This is a genomic window from Enterobacter sp. fkY84-1, from assembly GCF_052974705.1.
Window position 1 is genome coordinate 784,652 of sequence record NZ_CP169393.1, and the last position, 26,860, is coordinate 811,511.

General features: G+C 54.9%; 22 protein-coding genes. 12 read left to right on the plus strand and 10 right to left on the minus strand.

The annotated features are described in order from the left end of the window. Positions 1-46 precede the first annotated feature (46 nt). The 4 genes from pdhR (at position 47) to lpdA (ending at position 7,108) form a co-directional block, all read left to right on the plus strand. On the plus strand, positions 47-811 hold the full coding sequence (gene pdhR, locus ACEPLT_RS03685; RefSeq protein ID WP_008501960.1) for a pyruvate dehydrogenase complex transcriptional repressor PdhR: 765 nt from the start codon (positions 47-49) through the stop codon (positions 809-811). A 123-nt stretch (positions 812-934) separates the two neighbouring features. After that, the gene (gene aceE, locus ACEPLT_RS03690) at positions 935-3,598 is read left to right on the plus strand and encodes a pyruvate dehydrogenase (acetyl-transferring), homodimeric type (RefSeq protein ID WP_447088332.1); all 2,664 of its coding nucleotides are present in this window, start codon (positions 935-937) and stop codon (positions 3,596-3,598) included. A 14-nt stretch (positions 3,599-3,612) separates the two neighbouring features. Beyond that, complete coding sequence (gene aceF / locus ACEPLT_RS03695; RefSeq protein ID WP_021240508.1) at positions 3,613-5,508, plus strand: pyruvate dehydrogenase complex dihydrolipoyllysine-residue acetyltransferase; 1,896 nt, start codon at positions 3,613-3,615, stop codon at positions 5,506-5,508. Between the two features lie 175 nt (positions 5,509-5,683). After that, on the plus strand, positions 5,684-7,108 hold the full coding sequence (gene lpdA, locus ACEPLT_RS03700; protein WP_232928461.1) for a dihydrolipoyl dehydrogenase: 1,425 nt from the start codon (positions 5,684-5,686) through the stop codon (positions 7,106-7,108). A gap of 53 nt (positions 7,109-7,161) precedes the next feature. On the opposite strand, the gene ACEPLT_RS03705 is transcribed toward lpdA, so the two are convergent. Next, positions 7,162-7,953, minus strand: coding sequence for a DUF2950 domain-containing protein (locus ACEPLT_RS03705; protein WP_063435564.1), 792 nt, complete (start codon positions 7,951-7,953; stop codon positions 7,162-7,164). 10 nt (positions 7,954-7,963) lie between these two features. Further along, positions 7,964-9,517 carry a DUF3300 domain-containing protein gene (locus ACEPLT_RS03710; RefSeq protein ID WP_232928459.1) on the minus strand — a complete coding sequence of 518 codons (1,554 nt, stop codon included), beginning with the start codon at positions 9,515-9,517 and terminating at the stop codon, positions 7,964-7,966. 398 nt (positions 9,518-9,915) lie between these two features. On the opposite strand from ACEPLT_RS03710, the gene acnB reads away from it, so the two are divergent. Together acnB and yacL are read left to right on the plus strand one after the other, a co-directional pair. Further along, positions 9,916-12,513, plus strand: a complete 2,598-nt coding sequence (acnB, locus tag ACEPLT_RS03715; RefSeq protein ID WP_163341836.1) for a bifunctional aconitate hydratase 2/2-methylisocitrate dehydratase — start codon at positions 9,916-9,918, stop codon at positions 12,511-12,513. Between the two features lie 190 nt (positions 12,514-12,703). Next, positions 12,704-13,066, plus strand: a complete 363-nt coding sequence (gene yacL, locus ACEPLT_RS03720) for a protein YacL (RefSeq protein WP_008501954.1) — start codon at positions 12,704-12,706, stop codon at positions 13,064-13,066. Between the two features lie 31 nt (positions 13,067-13,097). Here the strand turns inward: yacL and speD are convergent, their stop codons facing one another. The 3 genes from speD to ACEPLT_RS03735 form a co-directional block, all read right to left on the minus strand. Beyond that, on the minus strand, positions 13,098-13,892 hold the full coding sequence (gene speD, locus ACEPLT_RS03725) for an adenosylmethionine decarboxylase (protein WP_008501953.1): 795 nt from the start codon (positions 13,890-13,892) through the stop codon (positions 13,098-13,100). Continuing rightward, on the minus strand, positions 13,893-14,762 hold the full coding sequence (gene speE / locus ACEPLT_RS03730) for a polyamine aminopropyltransferase (protein ID WP_008501952.1): 870 nt from the start codon (positions 14,760-14,762) through the stop codon (positions 13,893-13,895). 115 nt (positions 14,763-14,877) lie between these two features. Further along, positions 14,878-15,225 (minus strand): YacC family pilotin-like protein, encoded by a 348-nt coding sequence (locus tag ACEPLT_RS03735; RefSeq protein WP_014882582.1) that lies wholly within the window; start codon positions 15,223-15,225, stop codon positions 14,878-14,880. 145 nt (positions 15,226-15,370) lie between these two features. Here ACEPLT_RS03735 and cueO point away from each other — a divergent pair, with 145 nt between their 5' ends. Further along, positions 15,371-16,939, plus strand: a complete 1,569-nt coding sequence (cueO, locus tag ACEPLT_RS03740; RefSeq protein WP_032654687.1) for a multicopper oxidase CueO — start codon at positions 15,371-15,373, stop codon at positions 16,937-16,939. A gap of 86 nt (positions 16,940-17,025) precedes the next feature. Here cueO and ACEPLT_RS03745 read toward each other — a convergent pair whose 3' ends face one another. Further along, the gene (locus tag ACEPLT_RS03745; RefSeq protein WP_232928457.1) at positions 17,026-19,416 is read right to left on the minus strand and encodes a glucose/quinate/shikimate family membrane-bound PQQ-dependent dehydrogenase; all 2,391 of its coding nucleotides are present in this window, start codon (positions 19,414-19,416) and stop codon (positions 17,026-17,028) included. A gap of 208 nt (positions 19,417-19,624) precedes the next feature. On the opposite strand from ACEPLT_RS03745, the gene hpt reads away from it, so the two are divergent. Then, the gene (hpt, locus tag ACEPLT_RS03750) at positions 19,625-20,161 is read left to right on the plus strand and encodes a hypoxanthine phosphoribosyltransferase (protein WP_008501948.1); all 537 of its coding nucleotides are present in this window, start codon (positions 19,625-19,627) and stop codon (positions 20,159-20,161) included. A gap of 91 nt (positions 20,162-20,252) precedes the next feature. On the opposite strand, the gene can is transcribed toward hpt, so the two are convergent. Continuing rightward, positions 20,253-20,915 (minus strand): carbonate dehydratase, encoded by a 663-nt coding sequence (gene can / locus ACEPLT_RS03755; RefSeq protein ID WP_008501947.1) that lies wholly within the window; start codon positions 20,913-20,915, stop codon positions 20,253-20,255. Positions 20,916-21,022: 107 nt separating this feature from the next. On the opposite strand from can, the gene ACEPLT_RS03760 reads away from it, so the two are divergent. The 4 genes from ACEPLT_RS03760 to ACEPLT_RS03775 all read left to right on the plus strand — a co-directional run bounded on the left by ACEPLT_RS03760 (position 21,023) and on the right by ACEPLT_RS03775 (position 24,573). Next, positions 21,023-21,949, plus strand: coding sequence for an ABC transporter ATP-binding protein (locus ACEPLT_RS03760; protein ID WP_008501946.1), 927 nt, complete (start codon positions 21,023-21,025; stop codon positions 21,947-21,949). Beyond that, positions 21,946-22,716 carry an ABC transporter permease gene (locus tag ACEPLT_RS03765; RefSeq protein ID WP_008501945.1) on the plus strand — a complete coding sequence of 257 codons (771 nt, stop codon included), beginning with the start codon at positions 21,946-21,948 and terminating at the stop codon, positions 22,714-22,716. Before ACEPLT_RS03760 ends, ACEPLT_RS03765 begins: the two co-directional genes overlap by 4 nt. Before the next feature lie 104 nt (positions 22,717-22,820). Next, on the plus strand, positions 22,821-23,261 hold the full coding sequence (locus tag ACEPLT_RS03770; protein WP_008501944.1) for a PTS sugar transporter subunit IIA: 441 nt from the start codon (positions 22,821-22,823) through the stop codon (positions 23,259-23,261). 64 nt (positions 23,262-23,325) lie between these two features. Continuing rightward, on the plus strand, positions 23,326-24,573 hold the full coding sequence (locus ACEPLT_RS03775) for a polysaccharide deacetylase family protein (protein WP_008501943.1): 1,248 nt from the start codon (positions 23,326-23,328) through the stop codon (positions 24,571-24,573). A gap of 1 nt (position 24,574) precedes the next feature. Here the strand turns inward: ACEPLT_RS03775 and ACEPLT_RS03780 are convergent, their stop codons facing one another. From ACEPLT_RS03780 to ACEPLT_RS03790, 3 genes are read right to left on the minus strand one after another with little or no spacing between them, the layout of a single operon-like run. Then, the gene (locus ACEPLT_RS03780; RefSeq protein WP_248214320.1) at positions 24,575-25,654 is read right to left on the minus strand and encodes a fimbrial protein StkG; all 1,080 of its coding nucleotides are present in this window, start codon (positions 25,652-25,654) and stop codon (positions 24,575-24,577) included. An 8-nt stretch (positions 25,655-25,662) separates the two neighbouring features. After that, positions 25,663-26,271 carry a fimbrial-like protein gene (locus ACEPLT_RS03785; RefSeq protein WP_032654694.1) on the minus strand — a complete coding sequence of 203 codons (609 nt, stop codon included), beginning with the start codon at positions 26,269-26,271 and terminating at the stop codon, positions 25,663-25,665. A 14-nt stretch (positions 26,272-26,285) separates the two neighbouring features. Beyond that, positions 26,286-26,849, minus strand: a complete 564-nt coding sequence (locus ACEPLT_RS03790; protein WP_032654698.1) for a fimbrial protein — start codon at positions 26,847-26,849, stop codon at positions 26,286-26,288. Positions 26,850-26,860 lie beyond the last annotated feature (11 nt).

Genomic DNA, 26,860 nt, shown 5'->3' on the forward strand with positions numbered 1-26,860 from the left:
TGGTAAGACCAATTGACTCCGGGCAAAAAGGCGTAAGACAGGGAATATGGCCTACAGCAAAATTCGCCAACCAAAACTATCTGATGTGATTGAGCAGCAGCTGGAGTTTTTAATCCTCGAAGGGACTCTGCGCCCGGGTGAGAAACTTCCGCCAGAACGCGAACTGGCAAAACAGTTCGACGTTTCACGTCCCTCTCTGCGTGAGGCGATTCAACGCCTCGAAGCAAAGGGCTTGCTGCTTCGTCGCCAGGGCGGCGGAACCTTTGTGCAAAACAGCCTGTGGCAGAGCTTCAGCGATCCGCTGGTAGAACTTCTCTCTGACCACCCAGAATCCCAGTTTGACCTGCTTGAGACCCGTCACGCGCTGGAAGGTATTGCGGCCTATTACGCCGCCCTTCGCAGCACTGATGAAGATCGCGTGCGTATCCGCGAGCTGCATCAGGCCATTGAACGGGCACAGCAGTCCGGCGATTTAGACGCCGAGTCCAGCGCCGTCGTCCAGTATCAAATTGCCGTCACCGAAGCGGCCCACAACGTGGTGCTCCTCCATCTGCTACGCTGCATGGAGCCGATGCTGGCCCAGAACGTTCGTCAAAATTTTGAATTGTTGTATGCCCGTCGGGACATGCTCCCACTGGTAAGCAACCATCGCACCCGAGTATTCGAGGCGATAATGGCCGGGGAACCGGAGCAGGCGCGCGAAGCGTCGCACCGCCATCTGGCTTTCATTGAGGAAATCTTGCTGGACCGCAGCCGTGAACAATCGCGTCGCGAACGTTCATTACGCCGCATACAGCAACGAAAGGATTAAGCGCCAGGTACTTTTAGAGCGCGGCAACTAAACGCAGAACCTGTCTTATTGTGTTCTTGCCCAAGAGCACAATGGGACAGGTTCCAGACAAATCAACGTATTAGATAGATAAGGAATACCCCCATGTCAGAACGTCTCCAAAATGACGTGGATCCGATCGAAACTCGCGACTGGCTACAGGCGATCGAATCGGTCATCCGTGAAGAAGGTGTTGAGCGCGCTCAGTATCTGATTGATCAGCTGCTTTCTGAAGCCCGCAAAGGCGGCGTGAAGGTTGCTTCAGGTGCAGGGGCTAGCAACTACGTAAACACGATTGCCGTTGAAGACGAACCGGAATACCCGGGCAATCTGGATCTGGAACGTCGTATCCGTTCTGCAATCCGCTGGAACGCCATTATGACCGTTCTGCGCGCATCCAAGAAAGACCTGGAACTGGGTGGCCACATGGCGTCCTTCCAGTCTTCTGCGACCGTTTACGAAGTGTGCTTCAACCACTTCTTCCGTGCAGCGAACGAGAAAGACGGCGGCGATCTGGTGTACTTCCAGGGCCACATCTCTCCGGGCATCTATGCACGTGCATTCCTGGAAGGTCGTCTGACTGAAGAGCAGATGAACAACTTCCGTCAGGAAGTTCACGGTAAAGGTCTGTCTTCTTACCCGCACCCTAAACTGATGCCTGAATTCTGGCAGTTCCCGACCGTATCCATGGGTCTGGGCCCAATTGGTGCGATCTACCAGGCGAAATTCCTGAAGTATCTGGAACACCGTGGTCTGAAAGACACCTCTGAGCAGACCGTATACGCCTTCCTGGGCGACGGCGAAATGGATGAGCCAGAATCTAAAGGCGCGATCACCATCGCGACCCGTGAGAAGCTGGACAACCTGTGCTTCATCATCAACTGTAACCTGCAGCGTCTGGATGGTCCGGTAACCGGTAACGGCAAGATCATCAACGAACTGGAAGGCATCTTCGCAGGTGCTGGCTGGAACGTGATCAAAGTCATGTGGGGTTCCCGTTGGGACGAACTGCTGCGTAAAGACACCAGCGGTAAACTGATCCAGCTGATGAACGAAACCGTTGACGGTGACTACCAGACCTTCAAATCCAAAGACGGTGCCTACGTGCGTGAGCACTTCTTCGGCAAATATCCAGAAACCGCAGCCCTGGTTGCAGACTGGACTGATGAGCAGATCTGGGCCCTGAACCGCGGTGGTCACGATCCGAAGAAAATCTACGCTGCACTGAAAAAAGCGCGTGAAACCAAAGGTAAAGCGACTGTAATCCTGGCCCACACCATCAAAGGTTACGGCATGGGTGATACCGCAGAAGGTAAAAACATCGCTCACCAGGTTAAGAAAATGAACATGGACGGCGTGCGCTATATCCGCGACCGTTTCAACGTTCCAGTGACCGATGAGCAGGTCGAAAACCTGTCTTACATCACCTTCCCGGAAGGCTCCGAAGAGCACAAGTACCTGCACGAACGTCGTCAGGCGCTGAAAGGCTACCTGCCAGCTCGTCAGCCTAACTTCACCGAGAAGCTGGAACTGCCAGCGCTGGAAGACTTCTCTCAGCTGCTGGAAGAGCAGAACAAAGAGATCTCTACCACTATCGCTTTCGTTCGTGCCCTGAACGTGATGCTGAAGAACAAGTCGATCAAAGATCGCCTGGTGCCAATCATCGCCGACGAAGCGCGTACTTTCGGTATGGAAGGTCTGTTCCGTCAGATCGGTATCTACAGCCCGAACGGCCAGCAGTACACCCCGCAGGACCGTGAGCAGGTTGCATACTACAAAGAAGACGAGAAAGGTCAGATCCTGCAGGAAGGTATCAACGAGCTGGGCGCAGGCGCATCCTGGCTGGCTGCTGCGACCTCTTACAGCACCAACAACCTGCCGATGATCCCGTTCTACATTTACTACTCCATGTTCGGGTTCCAGCGTATCGGTGACCTGTGCTGGCAGGCAGGCGACCAGCAGGCTCGCGGCTTCCTGATCGGTGGTACTTCCGGTCGTACGACCCTGAACGGTGAAGGTCTGCAGCACGAAGATGGTCACAGCCACATTCAGTCTCTGACTATCCCTAACTGTATCTCTTACGATCCGTCTTACGCGTACGAAGTGGCAGTCATCATGCATGACGGTCTGCAGCGCATGTACGGTGAAGCGCAAGAGAACATTTACTACTACATCACCACCCTGAACGAAAACTACCACATGCCGGCAATGCCAGCAGGTGCCGAGGAAGGTATCCGTAAAGGTATCTACAAACTCGAAACCATCGAAGGTAGCAAAGGTAAAGTTCAGCTGCTGGGCTCCGGTTCTATCCTGCGTCACGTTCGTGAAGCAGCGCAGATCCTGGCGAAAGACTACGGTGTCGGTTCCGACGTGTACTCTGTGACCTCCTTCACTGAACTGGCGCGTGATGGCCAGGATTGTGAGCGCTGGAACATGCTGCACCCACTGGAAACCCCACGCGTACCGTACATCGCTCAGGTGATGAACGACGCGCCAGTGGTGGCGTCTACTGACTATATGAAACTGTTCGCTGAGCAGGTTCGTACTTACGTTCCAGCTGATGATTATCGCGTTCTGGGTACTGACGGCTTCGGTCGTTCTGACAGCCGCGAAAACCTGCGTCACCACTTCGAAGTTGATGCTTCTTACGTGGTTGTAGCAGCACTGGGCGAACTGGCTAAACGTGGCGAAATCGATAAGAAAGTGGTTGCAGACGCAATTACCAAATTCAACATCGATGCAGAAAAAGTTAACCCGCGTCTGGCGTAAGAGGTAAAAGAATAATGGCTATCGAAATCAATGTACCGGACATCGGGGCTGATGAAGTTGAAATCACCGAGATCCTGGTCAAAGTAGGCGACAAAGTTGAAGCTGAACAGTCGCTGATCACCGTAGAAGGCGACAAAGCCTCTATGGAAGTCCCGTCTCCTCAGGCTGGCATCGTTAAAGAGATCAAAGTCTCTGTTGGCGATAAAACCGAGACTGGCAAACTGATCATGATTTTCGATTCCGCCGACGGTGCAGCAGCTGCTGCACCTGCGCAGGAAGAGAAGAAAGCCGCTCCGGCCGCCGCTGCTCCAGCCGCTGCCGCGAGCGCGAAAGACGTGAACGTGCCTGACATCGGCGGTGACGAAGTTGAAGTCACTGAGATCCTGGTGAAAGTGGGCGATACCGTTGCGGCCGAGCAGTCACTGATCACCGTAGAAGGCGATAAAGCCTCTATGGAAGTGCCAGCGCCGTTCGCAGGTACCGTTAAAGAGATCAAGATCAACACCGGCGACAAAGTGTCTACCGGCTCCCTGATCATGATCTTCGAAGTGGCAGGTGCTGCACCTGCTGCCGCGCCTGCACAGGCCGCTGCTCCGGCTCCGGCCGCTGCACCAGCTGCTGCTGGCGGCGCGAAAGACGTTAACGTACCGGACATCGGCGGTGACGAAGTTGAAGTCACCGAAGTGATGGTAAAAGTGGGCGACAAAGTTGCCGCGGAACAGTCACTGATCACCGTTGAAGGCGACAAGGCTTCCATGGAAGTGCCTGCGCCGTTCGCGGGTACCGTTAAAGAGATCAAAATCAGCACCGGCGACAAAGTCTCTACCGGTTCTCTGATCATGGTCTTCGAAGTGGAAGGCGCTGCGCCTGCTGCCGCTCCGGCTGCCGCGGCTGCTCCAGCACCGGCTGCTGCTCCGGCTCAGGCTGCTAAACCAGCCGCTGCCCCTGCTGCAAAAGCAGAAAAATCAGAGTTCGCTGAAAACGACGCTTACGTCCACGCGACGCCGCTGATTCGTCGCCTGGCGCGCGAATTCGGTGTGAACCTGGCGAAAGTGAAAGGGACTGGCCGTAAAGGTCGTATCCTGCGCGAAGACGTTCAGACCTACGTGAAAGACGCGGTGAAACGCGCCGAAGCTGCACCAGCTGCAGCCGCTGGCGGCGGTATCCCGGGCATGCTGCCATGGCCGAAAGTGGACTTCAGCAAGTTCGGCGAAATCGAAGAAGTGGAGCTGGGCCGTATCCAGAAAATCTCTGGTGCGAACCTGAGCCGTAACTGGGTGATGATCCCGCACGTTACGCACTTCGATAAGACCGATATCACCGATCTGGAAGCGTTCCGTAAACAGCAGAACGCCGAAGCTGAGAAGCGTAAACTGGACGTGAAATTCACCCCAGTGGTCTTCATCATGAAGGCGGTTGCTGCGGCTCTGGAACAGATGCCACGCTTCAACAGCTCCCTGTCCGAAGACGGCCAGAAGCTGACGCTGAAGAAATACATCAACATCGGTGTTGCGGTTGATACGCCAAATGGTCTGGTTGTTCCGGTCTTCAAAGACGTGAACAAGAAGAGCATCACTGAGCTGTCCCGTGAACTGACCACCATCTCCAAGAAAGCGCGTGATGGTAAGCTGACTGCTGGCGAAATGCAGGGCGGCTGCTTCACCATCTCCAGCATCGGCGGCCTGGGTACCACCCACTTCGCGCCGATTGTGAACGCGCCGGAAGTGGCTATCCTCGGTGTGTCCAAGTCCGCGATGGAGCCGGTGTGGAATGGCAAAGAGTTCGTGCCGCGTCTGATGATGCCAATCTCTCTGTCCTTCGACCACCGCGTGATCGACGGTGCTGATGGTGCGCGTTTCATCACCATCATCAACAACATGCTGAGCGACATTCGCCGCCTGGTGATGTAATCGAAAAGCCGGCCAGTCGGCCGGCTTTTTTCTGATAATCTCATGGCGTTTGTGAGGTTATTGGCGAAAGCGACAATTCGTGAGCCGTTTGTTGTTTCAAAATTGTTAACAATTTTGTAAACTGCGGGCGGATAGAACGACCCGGTGGACGACGGGTATAAACTAAGAGGTCATGATGAGCACAGAAATCAAAACTCAGGTCGTAGTACTTGGGGCAGGCCCGGCAGGTTACTCCGCAGCATTTCGCGCAGCGGATTTAGGTCTGGAAACCGTCATCGTAGAACGTTACAGCACCCTCGGCGGTGTTTGTCTGAACGTCGGCTGTATCCCTTCTAAAGCGCTGCTGCACGTAGCGAAAGTTATCGAAGAAGCCAAAGCGCTGGCTGAACACGGTATCGTCTTCGGCGAGCCGAAAACCGACATCGACAAAATTCGTACCTGGAAAGAGAAAGTTATCACTCAGCTGACCGGCGGTCTGGCGGGTATGGCCAAAGGCCGTAAAGTGAAAGTGGTAAACGGTCTGGGTAAATTCACCGGTGCGAACACCCTGGAAGTGGAAGGCGAAAACGGCAAAACCGTGATCCACTTCGACAACGCGATCATCGCGGCAGGCTCTCGCCCAATCGAACTGCCATTCATTCCACATGAAGATCCGCGCGTGTGGGATTCCACCGATGCGCTGGAGCTGAAAACCGTTCCTAAGCGTCTGCTGGTGATGGGCGGCGGTATCATCGGTCTGGAAATGGGTACCGTGTACCACGCGCTGGGTTCAGAGATCGACGTGGTTGAAATGTTCGACCAGGTTATCCCGGCTGCTGACAAAGACATCGTTAAGGTCTTCACCAAGCGCATCAGCAAGAAATTCAACCTGATGCTGGAAACCAAAGTGACTGCCGTTGAAGCGAAAGAAGACGGTATTTACGTTTCCATGGAAGGCAAAAAAGCCCCATCCGAACCACAGCGTTACGACGCCGTGCTGGTGGCGATCGGCCGTGTGCCGAACGGTAAGAACCTCGACGCGGGCAAAGCTGGCGTGGAAGTGGACGACCGTGGCTTTATCCGCGTTGACAAACAGCTGCGCACTAACGTGCCGCACATCTTTGCTATCGGCGATATCGTCGGTCAGCCAATGCTGGCGCACAAAGGTGTTCACGAAGGTCACGTTGCCGCTGAAGTTATCGCCGGCATGAAGCACTACTTCGATCCGAAAGTGATCCCATCTATCGCGTACACCGAGCCAGAAGTGGCATGGGTGGGTCTGACTGAGAAAGAAGCGAAAGAGAAAGGCATCAGCTACGAAACCGCCACCTTCCCGTGGGCTGCTTCTGGCCGTGCTATCGCGTCCGACTGCGCAGACGGTATGACCAAACTGATCTTCGACAAAGAGACTCACCGCGTAATCGGTGGTGCGATTGTCGGTACCAACGGCGGCGAGCTGCTGGGTGAAATCGGTCTGGCTATCGAAATGGGCTGCGACGCGGAAGACATCGCGCTGACCATCCACGCTCACCCAACTCTGCACGAGTCCGTGGGCCTGGCGGCAGAAGTGTTTGAAGGCAGCATCACCGACCTGCCAAACGCGAAAGCGAAGAAGAAATAAGTTTCTTCAGATGAAAAAAAGCGGCCAATGGCCGCTTTTTTTATGCGCTGCGTTCAGGGAGCCACGGGTTGCCAGGTTTTATCCGGGTTATAGGCGGTTAACGCCCGGGCTTTCTGCTCAGAATCCTTGCCGAGATCGGACTGATACACCTTGTCGTCCTGATTTATCACAAAGCTCATCACGCCCGTTTGACCGTAGCTGACCGGCCACGCCACCATCGCAAAACCGTTATTATCCGGCAGGATCCGGAAGCGATAGCCGTGATAGCCGGTACCCGGCTCTTTCGGGCTAAATGCCGGTCCGAGCGGACTGGGCGTTTCGCCGGGTGAGACGGGCCAGTACAAACCGTCTTTCTTCCCTTCCGAGCTGACAATCTTCTGCGCGTATGTCTGGTTCATCGCAAAGTAGCTTTGCTGCGCATCAACATAGGCATGCAGGGCTTCAATGGCGGCAAGTTCGTTACGCCCGATTTCACGGGTCAGGATCTCTTCAGCCCCTTCTTTGATATCGAATTGCCAGCCGGCGGCGGTTTTGATCACCGGGATGGGAAGCTGCCAGTCGTTGTCTCCAACAACAAGATGCGCCGTATCTCCTTCGACAACGGTGTTATGACGAACTTTCCAGTCGCGCAGGAAACGATCGACGGCATCCGGATCAACGCCTTCGGGGGGGAGAAAATCGCGCCAGTTCTCTCCAAGCAGATTGCTCATCGCGCGCTCATTATGCTCACTAATGGCGCTGGCCAGCGCATCGGTCGCCTGGTCGGGCGTGCTAAAGGACTGCTGCGCCATCGCCGAGGCCGAAAGCATGAACAACACCATTCCACTGAGTAGTTTACTTTTCATGTCGGTTCCCTTAGCGATGTCTAAATTCACGGCGTTCAGCGCGTCCACCAGACACCTGACGGGGCTGCTGCTGGCGAGCCGCAAGCTGCCTGCTTTGCGCACCGCGCTGCTGCTGCGCCTGCCAGTTCGCGGAACGGCTGTCGTTGCCGCTCAGCGCATTGGCCCGGGACTGACCGTTTCGCTGCTGCAGAGCGCGTTGCTGCGCGGGCTGTGAAACGCGTTTCTCCTGTCTTTGGGTTACAGCCTGACGATTTTCTCGCTGCTGCGTGGTGATCCGCTTCGCCGTCTGCGGTTTGGTGTCGTAGCCACGGTAGTTGTTGCGCTGCGAAATTTGCTTCAGCTGTTCACTCGAGGCCTGACGCTGCACATCTTTCGTGCCGGGACGTGCCGTTTGCGGGAAGGTTTTCCCCGTGGATTTCTCCATCTGGCTCAGGGCCGCCTGACGCTGGCTATCCCGGTTAACCGGTTTTTGCTGCGTTGAGCTTAGCCCGGTGACTGTGCTGGCGGAGTGGAAACGGGTGTTGAGCTGGTTAGTCGGATAGGGCACACCCTCCCGGTAGGCCGGGTTATGCTGCCAGGTACGGTTGGCGTCCGTCAGACGCTGTCCACTGATTTTATTGAAGTTCTCAACGTTGATATTGATGTTGTTATCACCGTTGCGGTTATAGCCGCCGTGATTATCCCAGTCACCGTCATGGTGGTGGTCCCAGTCATCGTCGTCATCCCAGTCGATATTGCTGAAAATGGCATAGGTTGTGGCAACGCCCAGGCTGAAGCCTAAGCCGTTGACGAAGCTGTTGCCAAACTGCTCTCCGGGCGTGGGCGGGAGATAGGTGGGTGGATAGGCGGTGTTGGGCCAGGTCCCGTAAACCGTATTGGGGTTATAGGTGGGAACATAAACGACCTGCGGATCGGCAGATTCAATTTTGATCACCGTTGGAGCGGGCGCAGACGTGGTTGTTGTCGTTGCCTCGGTGGCGCGGGTTTTCGCTGGTGCTGGCTTTGTCACGGTGGTGACCGTCTGCTGAGGCGTAGATTGTAAAGCTCCGGTCTTCTGTGCCAGCGCGCGCAGGCGTTGAACGGAATCCATCACGTCTTTCGGCTGCGCGAGAAACGCATCGCCCAGATTTTGTACCCACGGCGGGTTTTCACCCATCAGCGACATGAGCTGAGGAAACGCGACCAGCGATTTTACGCTCGGATCCCAGGGCTGGCTGGCAACGGCCTGAATGGCGGCGTCTCCTTCCATTTTAGGGTTGTCTTTTGACCACTGAGCCGCCTGAATCACGTTGGCCGGGTAAGTCGAGGCCATCAGAATTTGTGAAAGCAGGGCGTCAGGGTAGAGCGCAATGGGGGCAACCCACTGATCGATTTGCGCGGCAGTGTAGGTCGGCGCGACCACAGGGGCGGGCTGGGCTACGGCAGGTGCCGCCGGTTGTTGAGCGACGGGGGCTGGCGCAACGGGTTCCGTTGCACGACTTTTGACAAACAAGACGCCTGAGGCGGCAAGCAGCCCGGCACTGCACAGAAGGATGAGCAGATGTGGCTTAAAGGGCAACTTCATAAAATGACTCCAACGAGACCAGCGCTGTGCCGTGAGGCGTTACGGTTGGCGTGAGTATTATTCACCCGTCTTTTACTGTTTTGACTTTTATTGGGAAGCGTCCGGTACGTCCGGATAAAGAGTGTGAGTATTTATTACACAATTATATCTGATGAAGAAAAAACTGAAGCGTCACGGTGCAGAAGAACCGCAAAATGATGCCCTAAATCCCCGCTACACCATGCTTAACGATTCAGCAAACTTTTTAATGTTGCTTTTTTGTAAACGGATTAACACTGTGCAGAAATCCTGCTATGCTGCCCGACGCGGTATCGGGCATTTACCCTACAAACTGCTGTCTCACAGGAGCGTGAAGAGAACGCCCGCCGCATATGACAATGAGAGCGAGGAGAACCGTCGTGCTAGAAGAATACCGTAAGCACGTAGCAGAACGTGCCGCCGAGGGAATTGTACCCAAACCGTTAGATGCAACCCAAATGGCCGCGCTCGTCGAGCTGCTGAAGAACCCGCCTAAGGGCGAAGAAGAATTCCTGTTAGATCTGCTGATCAACCGCGTACCGCCTGGCGTAGATGAAGCTGCCTACGTAAAAGCCGGATTCCTTGCTGCTATCGCCAAAGGCGAAGCCACCTCCCCACTGGTTACTCCTGAAAAAGCCATCGAACTGCTCGGCACCATGCAGGGTGGTTACAACATTCATCCGCTGATTGACGCGCTGGATAACGACAAGCTGGCACCGATTGCCGCTAAAGCGCTCTCGTCTACGCTGCTGATGTTCGATAACTTCTACGATGTGGAAGAAAAAGCCAAAGCAGGCAACGTCTATGCGAAGCAGGTGATGCAGTCCTGGGCCGATGCCGAATGGTTCCTGAATCGTCCAGCGCTGGCTGAAAAAATTACCGTTACTGTTTTCAAAGTGACCGGTGAAACCAACACCGATGACCTCTCTCCGGCACCGGACGCGTGGTCTCGCCCGGATATCCCGCTGCACGCCCTGGCGATGCTGAAAAACGCCCGTGAAGGCATTGAGCCGGATCAGCCGGGCAGCGTCGGCCCGATCAAACAGATCGAAGCGTTGCAGAAAAAAGGCTTCCCGCTGGCTTACGTGGGTGACGTTGTGGGTACCGGCTCTTCCCGTAAGTCTGCCACCAACTCCGTGCTGTGGTTCATGGGCGACGACATTCCGCACGTGCCGAACAAGCGCGGCGGCGGCCTGTGCCTGGGCGGTAAGATTGCCCCAATCTTCTTCAACACCATGGAAGATGCGGGCGCACTGCCGATCGAAGTGGATGTCTCTAACCTGAACATGGGCGACGTGATTGACGTTTACCCGTATAAAGGCGAAGTGCGTAACCACGACACCAACGAGCTGCTGGCAAGCTTCGAGCTGAAAACCGACGTGCTGATTGACGAAGTGCGCGCCGGTGGCCGTATTCCGCTGATCATCGGCCGCGGCCTGACCACCAAAGCGCGTGAAGCACTGGGTCTGCCGCACAGTGATGTATTCCGTCACGCGAAAGACGTGGCGGAAAGCAACCGCGGCTTCTCGCTGGCACAGAAAATGGTCGGTCGCGCCTGCGGCGTGGCCGGTATCCGTCCTGGCGCCTACTGCGAGCCGAAGATGACCTCCGTAGGCTCTCAGGACACCACTGGCCCAATGACCCGTGACGAACTGAAAGACCTGGCGTGCCTGGGCTTCTCTTCCGATCTGGTGATGCAGTCCTTCTGCCACACCGCGGCGTATCCGAAGCCGGTTGACGTGACCACGCACCACACGCTGCCTGACTTCATTATGAACCGTGGTGGCGTGTCTCTGCGCCCGGGCGACGGCGTTATCCACTCCTGGCTGAACCGCATGCTGCTGCCGGATACCGTGGGTACCGGCGGTGACTCCCATACCCGTTTCCCAATCGGTATCTCCTTCCCGGCGGGCTCCGGTCTGGTGGCGTTTGCTGCCGCGACCGGCGTGATGCCGCTGGATATGCCGGAATCGGTGCTGGTGCGCTTCAAAGGTAAAATGCAGCCGGGTATTACCCTGCGCGACCTGGTTCACGCGATCCCGCTGTATGCGATTAAACAGGGTCTGCTGACCGTTGAGAAGAAAGGGAAGAAAAACATCTTCTCTGGCCGCATTCTGGAAATTGAAGGTCTGCCGGATCTGAAAGTAGAGCAGGCGTTCGAGCTGACCGATGCCTCCGCCGAGCGTTCGGCTGCGGGCTGTACCATCAAGCTGAACAAAGAGCCGATCGTTGAGTACCTGAACTCTAACATCGTGCTGCTGAAGTGGATGATTGCAGAAGGCTACGGCGACCGTCGTACGCTGGAGCGTCGTATCCAGGGCATGGAAAAATGGCTGGCCGATCCGCAGCTGCTGGAAGCCGATGCTGACGCAGAGTACGCGGCGGTGATCGACATCGATCTGGCGGATATCAAAGAGCCAATCCTGTGTGCACCGAACGATCCGGACGACGCGCGTCCGCTGTCTGAGGTCCAGGGCGAGAAGATCGACGAAGTGTTCATTGGTTCGTGCATGACCAACATCGGTCACTTCCGCGCGGCCGGTAAGCTGCTGGATACCCACAAAGGCCAGCTGCCAACCCGTCTGTGGGTGGCGCCGCCAACCCGTATGGACGCGGCTCAGCTGACCGAAGAGGGCTACTACAGCGTGTTTGGTAAGAGCGGCGCGCGTATCGAAATTCCTGGCTGTTCCCTGTGTATGGGCAACCAGGCGCGCGTAGCCGACGGCGCGACGGTGGTCTCCACCTCTACCCGTAACTTCCCGAACCGTTTAGGTACCGGTGCGAACGTCTTCCTGGCTTCTGCTGAGCTGGCGGCGGTTGCGGCGCTGATTGGCAAACTGCCAACGCCGGAAGAGTACCAGACCTTCGTGGCGCAGGTGGATAAGACCGCGGTGGATACCTATCGCTACCTGAACTTCGACCAGCTCTCTCAGTACACCGAGAAGGCCGACGGGGTTATCTTCCAGACGGCAGTATAAACAGCAAAACCGTCTCTACGAGACGGTTTTTAGTGTTTGCACCCTCTCCCGTGGGAGAGGGACGGGGTGAGGGCATCAGGCCGCAGGGTCTTGCTCTCACCTTTTTATTTTCATTCCTCCCACCTCCCACGCTTTTTTTCTTCCTCGCTGCTGCGATAATTACCTTAATGGCTTTGCAGAGGAAAACACTATGGATTACGAATTTCTGCGCGACATCACCGGAGTGGTGAAAGTGCGTATGTCGATGGGCCACGAAGCCGTTGGACACTGGTTTAACGAAGAGGTGAAAGAAAATCTCTCCCTTCTTGATGAGGTTGAACAGGCGGCAAAGACGGTGAAAGGCAGTGAGCGCTCCTGGCAACGCGCCGGGCACGAATACACGCTGTGGATGGACGGTGAAGAGGTCATGGTGCGTGCCAACCAGCTCGAGTTTTCAGGCGACGAGATGGAAGAGGGGATGAGCTACTATGACGAAGAAAGCCTGTCGCTGTGCGGCGTAGAAGACTTCCTTCAGGTGGTGAATGCCTACCGCGAGTTCATGAAACAGCGGTAATTTCCCGAAGCATCCCTGCTCCGGGCAACACTTACACGGCCGGAATGTTGCGGCCGTAGTAGATCTCGCGCATCTCTTTCCAGAGCAGGTCAGTAATCGCCTTACGCTCTTCTTCGCTCAAATCTTCCGGCTTCGTGTGGAACATATAGTGCTTAAGGTCGAACTCCTTAAGTAACATCTTGGTATGGAAGATGTTTTCCTGATACACGTTCACGTCCATCATGTCGTACAGCGACTTCATGTCCTCGGACATAAAGTTCTGAATAGAGTTGATCTCGTGGTCGATGAAGTGCTTCATGCCGTTGACGTCACGGGTAAAACCGCGCACGCGGTAATCAATCGTGACGATATCCGATTCCAGCTGGTGGATGAGATAGTTCAGTGCGTTCAGTGGGGAAATCACGCCGCAGGTCGACACTTCAATATCGGCGCGGAACGTACACAGCCCGCCTTCCGGGTGACTCTCCGGGTAGGTATGGACGCAGATATGGCTTTTATCCAGGTGAGCAACCACTACTTCCGGCAGCGGGCCCGGATGTTCCGTTTTGTCGATAAGCTTCGGATCGACCGGCTCTTCGCTGACCAGTATGGTCACGCTGGCGCCCTGGGGTTCATAATCCTGTCGGGCAATATTCAGAATGTTGGCGCCGATAATGGAACAGGTTTCTGACAGGATCTCGGTCAGACGGTTGGCGTTGTAGAGTTCGTCGATATAGGCGATGTAACCATCGCGTTCTTCCGCTGTTTTGGCATAGCAGATATCGTAAATACAAAAACTCAGGCTTTTGGTCAGATTGTTAAAGCCATGCAGTTTAAGCTTTTTCAATTAGCTCACCCCCTTAGTGGATAATGCGTCTTGCAGGTACTGCGGCAGAGCAAACGCTGCGGTATGAATAGCCGGATTGTAGTATCGGCACTGTAGACCTGCCTGATGGAAGCGGGCCTGAATAATTTCGGTGGAAAGATGACGTAATACGTCGTTATCCGTCGCCCAGGCAAAGGTCATGATCCCGCCGTAGTACGTCGGAATGGCCGCCTGATAGAAGCTGACATCCTCGAAATAGGTGCTGAGCTTGCGATGGCTATCCAGCGCTTCATCCTGTTGCAGGAAGCAGACGCCGTTTTGGGCGACGAAGATCCCGCCCGGGTTCAGGCAACGCTTGCAGCCTTCGTAGAACGAGGAGGTAAACAGCGACGCGCCAGGGCCGATAGGATCGGTGCAGTCGGAGATAATGACGTCAAAGGTCTGGGTTGTCTGGTTAACAAAGTTAACCCCGTCATCAATCACCAGATTAAAACGCGGATCGTCATAGCTACCGGCATTGTGGTTGGGCAGGTACTGGCGGCAGAACGAGACGACGCCCGCATCGATTTCCACCATGGTGATGGTTTCAATCGAGCGATGGCGGGAAACTTCACGCAGCATTGCGCCGTCGCCACCGCCGATAATCAGGACATGCTTTGCATGGCCGTGCGCCAGCAGCGGGACGTGGGTCATCATCTCATGATAGATAAACTCATCTCGCTCGGTCGTTTGCACGACGCCGTCCAGCGCCATGACGCGGCCAAAGGCAGCATTCTCGAAGATGATGAGATCCTGGTGATCGGTTTTTTCATGATAGAGCACGTTATCAACGGCAAAGTACTGACCAAACTGGTCATGCAGTGTTTCATGCCACAACGTGTGGTCGGCCATACGCGGACTCCTCCTTTGTTAACATCCGTTACGCTCACAAAAAATGAGCGAAACATGATAGCTAACTATAACCGTGGTTGCACGGCTATAGGTTTAACAGGAGGCGTCGGGAAGGTTATTTGACGTAGGCGAGCAGGCTGAGCGAATCGCGAGCCAGCGCTTTGCATTTTTTAGCCGTGGGAATGCCAATACCGCTTAGGTCACGGTAGCTGTCTTCGCCGAGCGCCTTCATGTCAAAGCTGTCGTAGTTGCTGAGATCCCACTGGTTCTGCTGGGCAAAAAAGACCAGCGCGCGGCGAATTTGCCCGTTGGGTAAATTCTGGTAACCACAATCATTTTTCAGGAATACAAAAACCGCCGTTAAATCGGCCATATCTTCCGCTTCATTTTCACTGAGCGCATAGCTGTTCGCACACATTGCCATCAGGCTACCGAACAAAATTGTCCTGAAAAACGTCTTCATTGCTTCTACCACTTCTTCACGGAAAATTAACGTTAGCATACTTGATGCCAGTGCGACGATCTTTATTATTGCCGCTTTACTTGACCTTCCGGTAAGGGGAGGGTTTATGCTCAAAAGATCGCCTGCTGGAAATAAGGAAATGAACATGCAACGTCGTGATTTTTTAAAATATTCCGTGGCGCTGGGGGCTGCCAGCGCCTTACCCCTCTGGAGCCGTGCGGTTTTCGCGGCTGACAGGCCTGCCTTACCCATCCCTGATTTACTTACCGCTGACGCCCGCAGCCGTATCCAGCTTGTCGTTCAGTCCGGTAACACGCTGTTCGGTGCGCACAACGCGACAACCTGGGGCTATAACGGCAATCTTCTTGGTCCTGCGCTACAGCTGCGCAAAGGTAAAGCGGTGACGGTGGATATCCACAATACGCTTGCTGAAGAGACGACGGTGCACTGGCACGGACTGGAAGTGCCGGGCGAGGTAGACGGCGGGCCGCAGGGCATCATCAAAGCGGGCGGCACGCGCAGCGTCACCTTTACGCCCAACCAGCGCGCCGCGACCTGCTGGTTCCATCCGCATCAGCATGGCAAAACGGGCCATCAGGTAGCGATGGGGCTGGCGGGGCTGGTGCTGATTGAAGACGACGAAAGCCGCCTGCTGCGCCTGCCGAAGCAGTGGGGCATCGACGATGTGCCGGTGATTGTGCAGGACAAGAAATTCACCGCTGACGGGCAAATCGACTACCAGCTGGATGTGATGAGCGCGGCGGTCGGCTGGTTTGGCGACACGCTGCTGACCAACGGCGCCATTTACCCTCAGCACGCCGCGCCGAAAGGCTGGCTGCGCCTGCGTCTGCTTAACGGCTGTAACGCGCGTTCCCTCAACTTCGCCACCAGCGATAAGCGTCCGCTGTACGTGGTCGCCAGCGACGGCGGGCTGCTGCCTGAGCCGGTGAAGGTCAACGAACTGCCGATGCTGATGGGGGAGCGCTTTGAGGTGCTGGTGGATATCAGCGACGGCAAGCCGTTCGATCTTGTGACCCTGCCGGTTAGCCAGATGGGGATGGCGGTCGCGCCGTTTGACAAGCCGCATCCGGTGCTGCGTATCCAGCCGTTACGGGTGACCGCTTCCGGCACGCTCCCTGATACGTTAACCACGCTGCCGGCACTTCCGTCGCTGGATGGGCTTACGCAACGCAAACTGCAGCTCTCCATGAATCCGATGCTCGATATGATGGGCATGCAGGCGCTGATGGCGAAATATGGCGATAAGGCGATGGCGGGGATGCATCACGGACAGATGAGGGGTCACATGAACATGGACCACGGCAACATGGGCGGCATGGGGAACATGAATCACGGCGACCATGGCTTTGATTTCCACAACGCCAACATGATCAACGGCAAAGCGTTCGATATGAACATGCCGATGTTTGCTGCGACAAAAGGGCAGCTTGAGCGCTGGGTGATTTCAGGTGAAGGGGACATGATGCTGCACCCGTTCCACATCCACGGCACGCAGTTCCGCATTCTCTCTGAGAACGGCAAAGCCCCGGACGCGCATCGCGCGGGCTGGAAGGATACGGTGAAGGTGGAAGGCGGCGTCAGCGAGGTGCTGGTGAAGTTTGACCACGACGCGCCGAAGGAGTTTGCCTATATGGCGCACTGCCATCTGCTGGAGCATGAAGATACGGGGATGATGCTGGGCTTTACCGTATAAAAAAAGCCGGGTGGCGGCTTCGCCTTACCCGGCCTACATAGCGTATCCATAGGCCCGGTAAGCGTAAGCGCCACCGGGCTTTTCAGTTACTTGTTTTCGTCAGGCAACGCATACGCGACAATATAGTCGCCCATCTTCGTGCCAAACGAACCGTGACCGCCCGCAGAGATGACAACGTACTGCTTGCCATTCACTTCATAGGTCATCGGCGTGGCTTGTCCACCCGCTGGCAGACGGCCTTGCCACAGTTTTTCACCGTTGGTCATGTTGTACGCGCGCAGGTAGTTATCTGCGGTTGCCGCGATGAACAGCACGTTACCGGCGGTGGAGATTGGGCCACCCAGCATTGGCATACCCATATTGAACGGCACAGGAACCGGCATTGGGAACGGCATGCTGTCCTGTGGCGTACCAATACGTTTTTTCCAGACGATCTGGTTAGTTTTCAGATCCAGACCGGAGATATAACCCCAGGCAGGCTGTTTACACGGCAGACCGAACGGCGACAGGAACGGGTTCAGCGTTACGCCGAACGGTACGCCGTACTGCGGCTGAATGCCGGCTTCGGTACCGCTGCCTTTCGCGTCTTTCGGCTGCTCCATTGGGTTGCCCGGACCGCGTGGGATCAGACGGGAAACGAACGGCAGCGCCATTGGGTTAGCAATCGCGACCTGACGGTTAGGGTCAACGGAGATCCCACCCCACTCGAACATCCCCAGGTTACCCGGGAAGACCAGAGTGCCCTGCTCAGAAGGCGGCGTGAAGATGCCTTCATAGCGCAGCTGATGGAACATCACGCGGCACACCAGCTGGTCAAACATCGTGGCACCCCACATGTCTGCCCCGCTGAGGTCTTTCTTCGGACGGAAGCTCAGATCGGAGAACGGCTGGGTTTTGCTAACGTAATCGCCTTTCGCCGCACCCTGCGGAACCGGTTTTTCCGGTGCAGGCACAACCAGCTTGCCGTTGCTGCGATCCAGCACGAAGATGTTGCCGGTTTTCGCTGGAGCGTAAATCACCGGAACGGTTTTACCGTTTACGGTAATGTCCGCCAGCGTCGGCTGGGACGGCATATCCATATCCCACAGATCGTGGTGAACGGTCTGGTAGCTCCAGGCCAGCTTACCGGTGGTCGCGTTCAATGCCACGATAGCGCTGGCATAACGTTCCTGCTCCGGCGTGCGGTTACCGCCCCAGATATCTGGCGTAGTAACGCCCATCGGCAGGTAGACCAGGTCCAGCTTCGCGTCATACGCCGCAGGCGCCCAGGAGTTTGGCGAGTTAAAGGTAAAGGTGTGTTCGTCCGACGGGATCGCGTTCGGATCTTTCGCGCCCGGGTCGAAGGCCCACAGCAGTTTACCGGTGTTCACGTCGAAACCACGGATAACGCCGGAGGTTTCACGCGTGGAGAAGTTATCCGTTACCGAACCGGCAATCACGATGGTTTTATCGGTGATGATGGGCGGGGAGGTCGGCTCATACAGACCCGGCGTGGTGTCCGGCATTTTGGTCTGCAGATTCAGGATACCTTTGTTGGCAAAGGTTTCGCACAGCTTGCCCGTTTCGGCATTGATGGCGAACAGACGACCATCGTTCACCGGCAGCATGATGCGGCGAGGACAGTCGGCAATGACTTCCGGGCTCGCATTATCCGGGCGCGCTTCGTGATAAGAGACGCCACGGCAGGTCACGTGCTGGAAGGACGGGTTGGAGTTCAGCTGCGGATCGAAGTGCCATTTCTCTTTACCGGTGGCCGCGTCGAGCGCGAACAGACGCTGGTGCGCCGTACACAGATAAAGCATATCGCCGACTTTAATTGGCGTCACTTCGTTGGTCAGTTCACCCGGATCGTTCGGCATCTTCAGATCGCCGGTACGGAATACCCAGGCTTCTTTCAGGTTCTTAACGTTGTCCGCGTTGATCTGCTTCAGCGGAGAGTAACGCTGGCCTTCCTGGTTACGACCATAGGCAGGCCAGTCGCCGTCAGCAACCTGAGAGATCGCCGCCGCAGGCGTCGATTCTGCGTTCAGCGTACCGTTGATCTCCTGCGGATCGTTGAAGCCAGCCCAGGTCAGGATACCGCCGCTGATTAACAGCGCTACCACCAGCGCCGCGACCGCACCGCTGGACGGCACAATCAGGCGACGCCAGACGAACGGCAGGATCAGCCAGATGCCGAAGAAGACCAGGATGTCACTGCGCGGCGTCAGCGCCCAGAAGTCAAAGCCGACTTCCCAGACGCCCCAGATCATGGTGGCAAGAAGGAGTGCGGCATACAGCCACAGTGCAGATTGTTTTCTACGCCAGAGCAGGACGGTTACGCCAAGCATAACCAGGCCCGCAATCGGGTAGTACCAGGAGCCGCCGATCGCGACCAGCCAGACGCCACCGATTAACAGGTACAGGCCGCAGAAGGCGGCGAATAGCGCTGTTAATGTCACCAGTAGACGCGGCTGTTTAGAGTTTGTTTCAGCCATAGAAAGTGTACTCGTCAGTTTTTGTTAATAATTTGCTAGCAACTAATTATAGGTATTAACAAGTGTGATCGGAATCACAATATTTGCTTTTTATAACTCATACGCCAGGGTTATCCATTTGCTGATATAATGGCTGGCTTGCGTATCAGTGCTGGATATTAACGCATCCGTATTGAGAGATTTTCATTAAAATCATTTGGTTAGTAATATGAAACATACTGTTGAAGTGATGATCCCGGAAGCCGAGATCAAAGCGCGTATCGCCGAACTGGGTCGTCAAATCACCGAACATTACAAGGACAGCGGCAGCGAAATGGTGCTGGTCGGTCTGTTGCGCGGCTCTTTCATGTTCATGGCAGACCTGTGCCGTGAGGTGCATGTGCCCCATGAGGTCGATTTTATGACCGCCTCCAGCTACGGCAGCGGCATGTCCACCACCCGTGATGTGAAAATCCTGAAAGATCTGGATGAAGATATTCGTGGCAAAGATGTGTTGATCGTTGAGGACATCATCGACTCCGGCAACACGCTGTCAAAAGTGCGCGAGATCCTGAGCCTGCGTGAGCCAAAATCGCTGGCGATTTGCACCCTGCTGGATAAGCCTGACCGCCGTGAAGTGCAGGTGCCGGTGGAGTTTGTTGGTTTCTCTATCCCGGACGAGTTCGTCGTCGGTTACGGTATTGACTACGCACAGCGTTATCGTCATCTGCCGTATGTTGGGAAAGTGGTATTGCTGGACGAGTAATTGCGGTTTGTTGCCCGGTGGCGCTGCGCTTACCGGGTCTACGAATGGGCACATGTAGGCCGGGTAAGGCGCAGCCGCCACCCGGCTTTGTTTATTTATGGTTTACGTGCTTAAGCTGAAGGTTGGCAATTCCCGAACGGTAACGCTGCTCCAGCGTTTCGCGGTTGGTGGCGGTCACTTCCAGGTTGCGCAGCAGACCATCGTGAATACCGTACGCCCAGCCGTGGATCGAGACCTTCTGCCCGCGCTTCCACGCCGATTGCATGATCGTTGAGTGGCCCAGGTTATACACCTGCTCCATCACGTTGAGTTCGCACAGGGTATCCATGCGGCGCTCCTGCGGCATTTCGCCCAGCAGTGAGCTATGTTTGAACCAGATATCGCGGATGTGGAGCAGCCAGTTATCAATGAGCCCCAGCTCCGTATTTTCAACCGCCGCCTGCACGCCGCCGCAGCCGTAGTGGCCGCAGATGATGATGTGCTCGACTTGCAGAACGTCAACGGCATACTGAACAACAGAAAGACAGTTGAGATCGGTGTGAATCACCAGGTTGGCAACGTTGCGGTGAACAAACAGTTCGCCGGGCTCAAGGCCGGTCAGGCGCTCCGCCGGTACGCGGCTGTCGGAGCATCCAATCCAGAGAAAGCGTGGGTTTTGCGCCTGCGCGAGTTTTCCAAAAAATCCGGGGTCTTCCTCCACCAGCATTTTTGACCATAGTGCATTGTTGCTGATGAGTGTATCTATGTTGTTCATGGAGGTTAGCGACCTGTAACCGAGTAATTGCGTTGCGCTACTATAGGGTAACCCGACTTTTAATGAAACCACACAACGTGTGTCAGAACTGAAGGTAAGTTAATTTCATGGCAATTGCACTGGAGCTTGAGCAGCTTAAAAAAACCTATCCGGGCGGCGTTCAGGCGCTGCGCGGAATAGATCTTAAAGTAGAGGCCGGTGATTTTTACGCGCTTCTGGGGCCGAACGGGGCGGGGAAATCGACTACCATCGGCATCATTAGCTCGCTGGTGAACAAAACCTCCGGCCGCGTCAGCGTGTTCGGATACGACCTGCAAAAAGATGTGGTCAACGCCAAGCGCCAGCTGGGTCTGGTCCCGCAGGAATTCAACTTCAACCCGTTTGAGACGGTGCAGCAGATCGTCGTTAACCAGGCGGGTTATTACGGCGTTGAGCGTAAAGAGGCCCTGGAGCGGAGCGAAAAATACCTCAAGCAGCTCGATCTGTGGGAAAAGCGTAACGAACGCGCCCGGATGTTATCCGGCGGGATGAAGCGCCGCCTGATGATTGCCCGTGCGCTGATGCACGAGCCAAAGCTGCTGATCCTCGATGAGCCGACGGCGGGCGTAGACATTGAGCTGCGCCGCTCCATGTGGGGCTTCCTGAAAGACCTCAATGATAAAGGCACCACCATCATTCTGACTACCCACTACCTGGAAGAGGCGGAAATGCTGTGCCGCAACATCGGCATCATTCAGCACGGCGAGCTGGTGGAAAACACCTCGATGAAGAACCTGCTCTCCAAGCTGAAATCAGAAACCTTTATTCTCGATCTGGCGGCAAAGAGCCCGCTACCGAAGCTTGAAGGGTACCAGTATCGTCTGGTGGATACCTCAACGCTGGAAGTGGAAGTGCTGCGCGAGCAGGGGATTAACAGCGTGTTCTCCCAGCTGAGCGCGCAGGGTATTCAGGTTTTAAGTATGCGTAACAAAGCGAACCGACTGGAAGAGCTGTTTGTCTCTCTGGTGCAGGATAAACAAGGAGACAAGGCATGACGCATCTTTACTGGGTCGCGCTGAAAAGTATCTGGGCGAAAGAGATTAACCGTTTTATGCGCATCTGGGTGCAAACCCTGGTGCCGCCAGTCATCACGATGACGCTCTATTTCATCATCTTCGGTAACCTGATTGGTTCCCGGATTGGTGAGATGCACGGCTTTACCTATATGCAGTTTATCGTGCCTGGCCTGATCATGATGGCGGTGATCACCAACGCCTATGCCAACGTGGCGTCGTCCTTCTTTAGCGCCAAGTTCCAGCGCAATATTGAGGAGCTGCTGGTGGCACCGGTGCCAACGCATGTGATTATTGCCGGTTACGTCGGTGGCGGCGTGGCGCGCGGTCTGTGTGTTGGGATCCTGGTGACGGCCATCTCGCTGTTCTTCGTGCCGTTCCAGGTACACTCCTGGCTTTTCGTGGCCCTGACCCTGCTCCTGACGGCGATCCTCTTCTCGCTGGCCGGTCTGCTGAACGCCGTGTTTGCCAAAACGTTTGACGACATCAGCCTGATCCCGACCTTCGTGCTGACGCCGCTGACCTATCTCGGCGGGGTGTTCTACTCCCTGACGCTGCTGCCGCCGTTCTGGCAAGCGCTGTCGCACCTGAACCCGATCGTCTACATGATCAGCGGTTTCCGCTTTGGCTTCCTCGGCATCACCGATGTGCCGCTGTTTACCACGGTGGCGGTGCTGGTAGTGTTCATCATCGTCTTCTACCTGCTGTGCTGGTATCTGATCCAGCGCGGACGCGGTCTGCGCAGCTAGCCCTCAGCCCGGCGACATTCTGTCTGCCGGGCACTTTCTTTGACAGTTATCACCGAAAGCTAACCTTCACTCCGCTAAACTACTTGCCTGCTAAGGAGAGAGTTATGCTGGGATGGGTTATCACCTGCCACGATGAACGGGCGCAGGACATGCTGCTGAAGCTGGAAGCCAGGTTTGGTCCGCTGCCACAGTGTCGCGCGGTTAACTACTGGCGCGGCTTGAGTACCAACATGCTTGGCCGGATGATGTGCGATGCCCTTCATGAAACCGACACCGGAGACGGCGTGATTTTTCTTACCGATAAATCCGGCGCGGCGCCGTACCGTGCTGCGGCCCTGATGAGCCATAAGCACGACTGCTGCGAGGTGATCTCCGGTATTAGCTTTCCACTGCTTGAAATGATGTATCCCCATCGCGAGACCTTAACCAGCGCAGCGTTCCGTAACGCTATCGTTTCGCTGGGTACCCCGGGCGTCAGCAGCTTGTGGCATCAACAGCAAAAAAATCCTCCCTTTGTCCTGCTGCATGACCTGTATAAGAATTAAACATTGGTATTGATGTCGCTTTTGCTACAATGGCGTAAGTATTTCCGCTTCGAATAAGACCCTCATGTTCACGCGTATTGTTTTCCTGCTATTGATGTTCGTGTCCGGCACTGTTTCTGCCAGTTTATTAAGTCAGCAAAGACTGCCTGCTCAATATATGCAAACCACCGAAGATGCGGCGATTTGGGCGCAGATCGGCAACAGCGTCATTAACGTTGGCAACGTGCGGGCAGGGCAGATCCTCGCGGTGGTGCCTGCGGCGGCGGACTACTATGAATTTCGCTTCGGATTTGGCACGGGCTTTATCGACAAGGGGCATCTGGAGCCGGTTCAGGGCAAACAGCGCGTCGAGGATGGCCTGGGGGATTTGAATAAACCGCTGAGCAATCAAAACCTGATAACGTGGAAAGACACGCCCGTTTATAACGCCCCGAACAACGGCAGCGCACCCTTCGGCACCTTAAGCGCCAATCTTCGCTATCCGATCCTGAACAAACTTAAAGACCGTTTAAACCAGACCTGGTTTCAGATCCGCATCGGTAATCGTCTGGCGTGGATCAGCAGCCTGGATGCGCAGGAAGATAACGGCCTTCCTGTTCTGACCTACCATCATATTTTGCGCGATGAAGAAAACACGCGCTTTCGACATACGTCCACGACGACCAGCGTACGTGCGTTCAATAACCAGATGGCATGGCTTCGCGATCAGGGCTATACCACCCTGACGATGTACCAGCTGGAAGGGTACGTGCGTAACAAAATGAACCTGCCTGCGAAATCGGTGGTGATAACCTTTGACGATGGCCTGAAATCTGTCAGCCGCTATGCTTATCCTGTGCTGAAAGAGTACGGCTTCAAGGCTACCGCGTTTATTATCTCTTCCCGCATAAAAGGCCATCCGCAGAAGTGGGATCCTAAATCCCTGCAGTTTATGAGCGTGCAGGAGATTAAGGGGATTCAGGATGTGTTCGATATTCAGTCTCATACCCACTTCCTGCACCGCGTGGATGCCAATAAGCATCCGATTTTACTGAGCCGCAGCTATCACGTGATTTTGTTTGATTTTGAACGCTCGCGTCGCGCGCTGGCGCAGTTTAACCCGCGCGTGCTGTATGTCTCTTACCCCTTCGGCGGCTACGACAATAAAGCGATAAAGGCGGCGAATGATGCCGGTTTCCATCTGGCGGTGACGACGGTGAAAGGAAAGGTGAAGCCGGGGGATAATCCGTTCTTACTGAAACGCCTGTACATCTTAAGAACGGATTCGCTGGAGACGATGTCGCGGCTGATCAGCAATCAGCCGCAGGGGTAGTTTACTCGTAGGTTATCTGGAAGGTAACAGAGGTACCGAAAGTCCCGACGGTCACAGGTTCGCTGCCGATTTTAACCAGTTGAGCCCAAAGGGTTCTGTCTACAAAATTCACCGGGTCCACTCCAATCACTTCGCCCACAGCAAGGATTCGCGCATAGCTATCAGCTGGAACAGGATAGTTATCACCCTGATTATCCAGAATCCTGACGCCGACGCCTCCTGCCGCGGTTACTCCACTATTACCTTCAACGGCGTTAGTAAAATACTTTTTATCTGAGGTGGTATGAGTGGATGATAATGTATATTCAACCTTCACTGTATTTATACATGTCCCCGTAATCTGAAACCCGACTTTAGTGGTATTACCGTTTTCGACTTCTGCAGGATACCAGTCCCCCAGATTCACCGTTGTCGGGGCGCGTAATGCGCACGTTGGACGGTTTAAGGGAATACTGAATGACATCTGGGACATATTCACCAGCGGACGTGGATGGTCATCTTTTGTTGTCCCATTAGGGTTACCAATAATAATTTGACCGATAGGGCCACTGCTCGCGGTCAGGAAATTCTCATCTGTGGGTACACCTGTGAACCCATTTGTCTGCCAAATTTCCATACGAACGTGCCAGTTTTTCTCATCAAGAAGCCCATAGTCATACCCGATGATACCTGTCCGATAAAATTCGTTCGCGTTTGGGGGGAACCATGCCGTTACGCCATTACCATCCGGGAAAAACGCCAGCGTGTAGTAAATCCCTGGGATGTTTGTACGAAAAGCGGCTTTGCCATCAATGCTCGCCTCCTCCATTGCATTATCGGTTAACTGATAAACATCTCCGCCGTCATCGCCGCCTGCGCAGTGCGATCTTAACGTCGGTGTTGTCTCCATAATGATCGTGGAGCTGATCTGCGTTGGGGCGGTTACCGTGCCCACGGGCAGGGGGGTAATCACCGGTTGTGTACCCGGGGACATAATTAACACATCGTCTGCTCCGGCGTAAAATTTGCACTCGTACGCATGCGTTGCGCCAGAAATCCCGAGCGCCATAAACTCTAATAGAGTCAGTAGTTTCTTCATCATAAATCCCTTTATTCGTAGCTCACATTCACCAGAACGCTGCTCATCACCGTGCCGCTGGTGACGGTTCCTACGTTCTGATAGCGTGCGTAAAATCCATAATCCTTTATATAGCTCTCACTGCTTCCAGCAACGTCGTAAATAACGTTAGACGTACCGTCACTTTTCAAAACGTTCGTTTTGTATTTTTCAGAGAAAATAACGATACCCACATTTTCAGCTGCGCCGGCTGTCGCATCGTTTTTAAACACCTGGTTTTGGTTACTCCAGAAACCATTCTGCGGTGAAAAACTAAATTTCAGTTGGTTAATATCTGCACCCTCTCCACCGCCCGCATAGCAGTTATCTACGTGAATGGTGAAGGGCGTGCCTGCTTCATCATCGGTCGGCGTTAAACGGTCGCTCTTATCTCTGTTATAAAACCAGTCTCGGGCAACGGTGGGCAAATAGATTTCCCCGCCGTTTTCGACGCTGAGCTGGCATGTATTGTTAACAATGTTTGCCGTCAGGTTTACATCCATACCTGAACCTGCCTGACTTACGCCAGGCAGAGTGCTACCAGCCAGACCGATAAGCAACATCAGACCGGGCTGGTGTAAAGTAAACGGTGATTGTTGCATAGTGGTCCCTGGAATTATTGATAGGCGATGGTGAACGTGACCGGTGCACTAACGGCACCTGTGCCAACATCAGCAATGGTTTGACCCTGGCCTACTACGATGCGGGAAGTCATTGGAAATTCACCGATGCCATTAGAAATGGTGACTTCCTGTGCTGCTGGAGGGGTGTTGCAGCTCATGAGTAGCCCAGTATCGACAACGCCTGACCAGATTTCAAAGCCTGTTGCTAAGCCACCTGAGTAGGAGTCACCGTTCTTACCTGTGCCACTGCACTCCCCACCAGCGCCTTTTGCGGCTGCTACTGTTGCCTTCGTTACACCAGAACAGTTGGTGAAGGCAATCTTGAGCGGCTTAACGCGGGTTTTGTTCACCAGATCGGATTTATATACTTCGCCAAAAGCAATTTCAGTGGCTGCAGTACCGGCATCGTTAAGCACTTTTGCAGTACATGTGCCTGATACAACTTTGGTTTTAATCGTCATTTCGACGCTGCTGGTACCTGTAATTGCTGCACTTGCCATTCCAGAGAACAGAAGGGTAGAAACGGACAGGGCGATAAAAGTGGATTTAAATTTCATAATGTTGCTCC